The 6,773-nt window shown below is 34.7% G+C and carries 5 protein-coding genes; 3 read left to right on the top strand and 2 right to left on the bottom strand.

The features are described from left to right. Nucleotides 1-62: 62 nt before the first annotated feature. Entirely contained in the window at nt 63-1,256 is a 1,194-nt protein-coding gene (locus tag AOG55_RS08825; protein ID WP_048102075.1) for an argininosuccinate synthase, read from the top strand. After that, a complete protein-coding gene (locus tag AOG55_RS08820; protein ID WP_048102074.1) occupies nt 1,253-2,566 on the top strand; it encodes a lyase family protein in 1,314 nt (437 codons plus the stop codon). The genes AOG55_RS08825 and AOG55_RS08820 overlap by 4 nt, the downstream gene beginning before the upstream one ends. Nucleotides 2,567-2,568: 2 nt before the next feature. On the opposite strand, the gene AOG55_RS08815 is transcribed toward AOG55_RS08820, so the two are convergent. Beyond that, complete coding sequence (locus AOG55_RS08815; protein ID WP_055041187.1) at nt 2,569-2,892, bottom strand: hypothetical protein; 324 nt, start codon at nt 2,890-2,892, stop codon at nt 2,569-2,571. A 147-nt stretch (nt 2,893-3,039) separates the two neighbouring features. Between AOG55_RS08815 and AOG55_RS08810 the strand changes: the two genes are divergently transcribed. Beyond that, a complete protein-coding gene (locus tag AOG55_RS08810) occupies nt 3,040-5,358 on the top strand; it encodes a valine--tRNA ligase (RefSeq protein WP_055041186.1) in 2,319 nt (772 codons plus the stop codon). On the opposite strand, the gene glnA is transcribed toward AOG55_RS08810, so the two are convergent. Further along, nucleotides 5,352-6,677: a type I glutamate--ammonia ligase gene (gene glnA / locus AOG55_RS08805; RefSeq protein ID WP_048102187.1), complete on the bottom strand. Its 1,326-nt coding sequence runs from the start codon at nt 6,675-6,677 to the stop codon at nt 5,352-5,354. The genes AOG55_RS08810 and glnA overlap by 7 nt on opposite strands. Between the last annotated feature and the right edge of the window lie 96 nt (nt 6,678-6,773).

Genomic DNA, 6,773 nt, shown 5'->3' with positions numbered 1-6,773 from the left:
TTATGGTTATTTGATAATTTTTTACAAAAAATATAAAATATAAAAACAATATTTTTATTCCTATGGAGAAAGTATTATTATTATATTCAGGAGGATTAGATACATCTGTCATGGCAAAATGGATACAGGAAAATTTAAAAAAGGAGGTTGTGACATTAACATTGAACATAGGAAACAGTAACCTTGATGAGATAAAGGAAAAGGCAATTTCACTTGGTGTTTCAGATGCTATAGTCGAGGATGTTAAAAATGAATTTGCTGAAAAATACATTAAAAAGGAGATATATGCAGATGGCTTTTATGGCGATTACCCGCTTTCAACTGCAATTGCAAGGCCGCTAATGGCTGAGAAGGCCGTTAAATATGCAGAGGAATATGGCTGCAGTACAATAGCACACGGGTCAACCGGTAAGGGTAATGACCAGGTAAGGTTTGAGGTGACAATTAAAGCTTTAAATAATAATATTGATGTAATTGCACCGGTTAGGGACTGGAATATGAACAGGCCCGATGAAATAGCATATGCAAAATCACATGGCATAAATATTACATACGGTGGCAAGTATTCTGTTGATGAGAATCTCTGGGGTAGGTCAATAGAGGGCTCAAACCTTGAAAAACTTACCAATCCTGTTGAGGACGATGTTTATGAGTGGGTAACACCGCCGAAAAATGCGCCAGACATTGAAACAGAGCTATCTCTTGAGTTTAAAAATGGAATTCCGAGTGCAATAAACGGTGTACATTATAGTTTAAAGGAGATTACTGAGAGGTTAAACAAAATTGCCGGTGAGAATGGAATAGGTTTTATAAATCATATAGAGAACAGGGTAACAGGAATTAAAAGCCATGAGATATATGAGTGCCCCGCTGCTGTGTTAATATTAAAAGCGCATAAAATTTTTGAATCGCTAATATTAAATAAAAACGAGGCAGACATTAAAAATTATATGGATTTTCAGTGGTCAAACAATGTTTATAACGGTCTCTGGTATGATCCGGTTATGGAGCATATTAATGCATTTGAGCAGAGCATTAACAAATACATAGAGGGAGAAATCAAGCTTGGCCTGTATAAGGGCAATATATCATTAAAAACCATCGATAGTGAATATTCTCTATACGACTATGATACAGTCAGCTATGACAACAGCATATTTAAACAGGACTCTGCTAAGGGGTTCATAGATATTTATAAAAATAATACCGTGCTTGGGTCTGCTGCAAGGAAAAAAACCCTAAAAGTGATTGAATGAAGATATGGTCAGGAAGCGCTGCATCAGAGGGTGATAACAGCGCCTATGATTTTATGGTTAAAAAGGACATAAATGTAGATGCCTATCTGGTAAGGTATGAGGCACTGCATCTATTAATGTATAATTTTTATTTATACAATCATGGAATAATAAAAAAAGAGGATGCAAAGAAAATATTCATTGCACTCATAAAGGCCTATGAGGATGGCATAAAACTAAATGAATCCCTGGAGGATGTTCATGGCAATATGGAATATTATATAATTGAAAATGCTGGAGAGGCTGGCAGGAATCTTAGAATGTTTATGTCAAGAAATGAGCAGGTGCACACAGATTTTAATTTTTTTGCAATGGAAACTTTATTATCATTCCAGAAAAGCATTCTTGAAACTGTAAAGGTAATAAATAATATAAGGCAGGATGGGGTTTTACCGGGATACACACATTTTAGGCAGGCCATGCCCATAAGGTATTCAACATATCTTAATTATATATCAGAAATATTTACATCAGCATTTTACAGGCTTAATGATGTTTTTAATGATCTTCTGGAATTACCACTGGGATATGGTTCTGGATTTGGTTCTGTATCCGGTGTTGATTTTGGTGAGGTTGCATCATACATTGGCATGAAAAAAAATATTAGGAACCCGCTGTTTGAATCAACCAGGTATATTGATACATACATAAATATAATATCTGTATTAAATCAGTTTCTTATAGACATATCAAGAATTTTTCAGGATTTGATAATATTTTCAGGTGACGAGATGGGCATAATAAGGCTTCCACCGGGATATGTCACGGGCAGCTCATTAATGCCGAATAAGGTTAATCCAGACTTTCTTGAAATTTTTCAGGGCTATGTCTCCAGATCCATTTCCCTAGCATCATTGATTTATTCTACCACCATAAATAAAACGCCAGGATATCACAGGGATTTTCAAATAATTAAGGATGAATTCATCCCGTTTTTAATAGATTTAAAAATTATTTTAAATGGCATGCCCGCACTTTTTAATGGTATTGAATTTGATTCAGAAAAAGCAATTAATATGATTAAAAATACAACATATGCAACATATAATTCAAGACTGGAGTTCAATAAAACACAAAACTGGAAGGAGGCCTATAAAGATACTGGAAATAAGATAAGAAATGGCATTCAGCTACAGGATTATATACCAGAGGCAGAAACGGATCATTTGGATACCAAAAAAATGGATGATGTATTAAGGGAAAATGAAAAATTTATTTACAGTAATATAAATGATTTTATTAAAAAAATTAAAAAAATAGTTGAAAGCTAGTTTTAATTTCCAAATACATCAATTTTTCTGGAGTTTTTTATTCTGTAAAGGTAGTCCAGAACTGATGGCCTGAAGTATGTGTCAATATATTCTAGTATTTCATTATCCGTTTCTCCAGACTGGTTAAATATTTCAGCCATTAAGTATGGCATAAATCCCTTAACATCCCCGATGGTAAATCCATGGGATTTCCATGTCATGCTTATTTCTTTGGCTATGTCCTTAAGATTCTGCATGGTATATGTTTCAACATCCTTTTCCTCTATACCATAGCCGGCGTCCTTTTTGGCAGATGCTTTCTTTTCCATAATTACATCATCAACCATAGAGAACACCTCCAAAAAGTTAATTACAAAGTTTTATTTAAATATTTCTATAATACTTTATAGAAGTTTATATTTATATTATATTTTTGCCACCCTTCATTGGTATTCGTTAAAAAGATATTTAATTAAGATAATGATTTAGTTTATATGCTTGACATAGTATCCATGGAAAATAAATGGAGGGATTACTGGAAAAAAAATAATGTTTTTAAATTTACAAAGGGCGATAAAAATTTTTCAATAGATACACCACCACCAACGGTCTCGGGTAAAATGCACCTTGGACATGCTTATTCCTATCCACACCAGGATTTCATAGCCAGATATAAAAGAATGAAGGGTTACAATGTATTTTATCCATGGGGATTTGATGACAATGGTTTACCAACAGAAAGATACGTGGAGAAAACAAGGAATGTTACAATAGAAAATACACCATTAGGTGATTATATAGAAATATGCAAGGAGGAGAGCAAAAAGGCAGAGCTTGAACTTGCAGATGCATGGTACTCAATAGGCCTCAGTGCATCATTTAACGATTATATAGACACATCATCTGATTTTTCAATGAAAATGTCCCAGAAGTTATTTCTGGATCTTGCCAGATCTGGAAGGGCTTACAGGGCTGAGGCGCCGTATATAAGATGTCCAACATGTAAAACTGCCATTTCACAGATAGAGATGAAGGATGCAATAATAGATACCGACCTGGTTTACATTAATTTTGATGGGATAGAGATTGCAACAACAAGGCCGGAAATGCTTGGTGCCTGTGTGGCTGTGTTTGTTAATCCCGGTGATGAAAGGTATAAGAATATAATTGGAAAAAAAATAAAGGTGCCGCTCTATGGCAATGAGGTTCCGGTAATGTCAGATGAATCAATAGACATGAATTTCGGTACTGGTGCAGAAATGCTTTGTACCTTTGGTGATCAGAATGATCTTGAACTCTGGAGGAAGTATAATCTGGATTCACGCATAATATTAAAGAACGATAAACTTAATGATTCAAGGTATTTAGATAATATTGGGATTAAAGAAGCAAGAAAGAGAATTATTGAAGAGCTGAAAAAAAATAATTATATAATAAAAATAGAAAAAATTAAACATTCAGTAAATACGCATGAAAGATGTGGAACCCCAATAGAAATAGGTATAAGCAAACAATGGTACATAAAAGACCTAGATATAAAAAAGGAGTTATTAGAATTTGGAGATAAAATAGAATGGATACCGGAATACATGAAAACCAGGTATGATAACTGGGTAAATGGACTTAGATGGGACTGGTGCATCTCAAGGCAGAGGTATTTTGGCATACCATTTCCTGTATGGTACTGCAATAAATGCGGAACAATAATTTATGCAGATGAAAAGGATCTGCCTGTGGACCCCAGGCTTGTAAATAAAAATATTAAATGCCCCGCCTGCGGTTCTGATGATGTTCAGCCTGAAAGGGATGTTATGGATACCTGGGCCACATCTTCAATAAGCCCAACGTTATATTTAACGCATATAAATTCCATGGATATGTATCCAATGGATGTCAGGTTTCAGGGGCATGACATTATTACATCATGGGCATTTACAACCATATTAAGATCCTACCTGCATTACAATAAAATACCGTGGAAAAAAATTGCAATAAGCGGCAATGTTTATGACCCTTTTGGACAGAAAATGAGTAAAAGCAAGGGAAATATAGTGGAGCCAAAGGATATAATAGAGAAATATGGTGCTGATGCGCTCAGATTCTGGGGTTCGACCACAATGCCTGGTGAAAATATAAAATTAAGGGAGCAGGATCTTGTAAGGGGCAAAAAAACTGTTATCAAGCTTTATAATTCATTAAATCTTCTAAAAATAATATCAGGTGGAAAAATACAGGGAGATATTAATATAATAAAATCTCCGGTAAATAAGTGGATAATGTCCAAATATGAAAAAACTGTCAGGGAAGTAACAGAATACATGGATGCATATGAGGTTATGAAGGCAAGAAGCGCACTCGATAAATTCTTCTGGAGCAACTACTGTGACAATTACCTTGAAATTATCAAAAATGATAATGAGGAATACAGAAATGAGAATATTGCAGTTTCTTACCTTATAATGGAAAATGTTTTAAAAATGTACTCACCAATTATGCCATTTATAACAGAGGAATTATATCACGAAATACATCCTGATTCGATAAGCATAGCCCTTGAAAAATATCCGGAATATGATGATAAATACCTATTTAATGAGGAAAATGATATAGATTACATAATTTCTGTTATAAATAGTATCAGGGCACTAAAAAGCAGCCTAAAAATATCAATGGCAGCACCGATAGATTCATTAAATATTACTGGAGATTCAGAAAAAATAGGCAGATATGGTTACATAATAAAAAATTTAATGCATATAAATAACATAAAAATAACCAGCGGTGAAAATATAAATATAAATGTAATTCAATAAAGATCTAAATATTTTTTAATTTCCCAGTCTGTAACGTGTGATCTGAAATCCTCCCATTCCTTCTCCTTTGCCTTCAGAAACTCATCATACATGAAATCCCCAAGGATCTTTTTCATAAGTGTGCTTTCCCTGAATGCATCCAGTGCCTGACCAAGAGACCCTGGCATCGACTTTATACCGTTTTTAATTCTTTCCTCACGGCTCATTTCAAAGATATTCTTTTCAACGGGTTCTGGTGGTTCTATCTTATTCTCTATTCCCTCAAGGCCCATGCCAAGGATTACTGCAAATTGCAGGTACTGATTTCCTGCAGAATCCGGGAATCTTAATTCCATTCTCTTGCCCTTGGGGCTTGCATGCGGTACCCTTATAAGTGCGCTCCTATTTTTATTTGCCCATGCAATATATACAGGCGCCTCAAATCCAGGTATTAACCTTTTATATGAGTTTACTGTTGATGCCAGTACCGGTGCTGCACCTGGTACATACTGGAGAATTCCACCAAGGTAGTGCATTGCATACTCACTGAGACCATATTTATTTCTTTCATCGTAAAACAGGTTTTCATCACCTGAAAATATGCTCTGATGTACATGCATTCCATTGCCGTTTATTCCCTTGATGGGCTTTGGCATGAAAGTGGCATGGTATCCATAGGCATTGGCTGTTTCTTTGACTATGCTTTTTATTATAATTATCCTGTCGGCCATTTCAACTGCTGTGGAATATTTAACATCAATCTCGTGCTGACCGTATGCCACCTCATGGTGTGATGCCTCTGGATAATAATTTACAGCCTCAAGTTTTTGAAGTATTTCCTGTTTTACAGTAAAGGATTTATCAAGGGGTTCGCGGTCAAAATATCCACCAAGGTCGCTTGGATATACTGTTGGATTTCCATCCTCGTCCTGTTCAAAAATAAAATATTCAAGCTCAGGACCAACATAATATGTTTTATTTTCCTTTGCCAGTCTTTCAACCTGCCTTTCAAGTATATACCTTGGGTCCCCCTCAAATCTTGTTCCATCTGGATTAAAAATCTTGCAAACAAATCTTACAGTTTTACCTGCATAATTTTCATTGCTTAAAAGTATATAAGATGAGAGTTCAGGTACTGCCTTCATATCTGAATTCTGAATTTCTTTAAATCCAAGAATTGAACTGCCATCAAACATTATGCCATTATATATTACGTCCTCAAACCTATTTTTTGGGACAGTTAGTGATTTAACATTGCCCATAAGATCAGTAAACTGCAGCTGCAAAAATTCAATACCTTCCTTTTTAAGCCTTTCTAAAACGGCCTCTTCATCCTGCATATAGCCATATACACTTATGTGATATATATTTTTATGATTATTTATTAGCATTTTGGCAAAATAAATAATGATTCCTAAAAATATATATCACATAAG

The organism is Acidiplasma cupricumulans (assembly GCF_001402935.1).
Classification (GTDB): Archaea; Thermoplasmatota; Thermoplasmata; order Thermoplasmatales; family Thermoplasmataceae; genus Acidiplasma; species Acidiplasma aeolicum.
The sequence above is the reverse complement of the archived record's forward strand: the minus strand, read 5'-3'. Positions and strand labels throughout refer to the sequence as shown.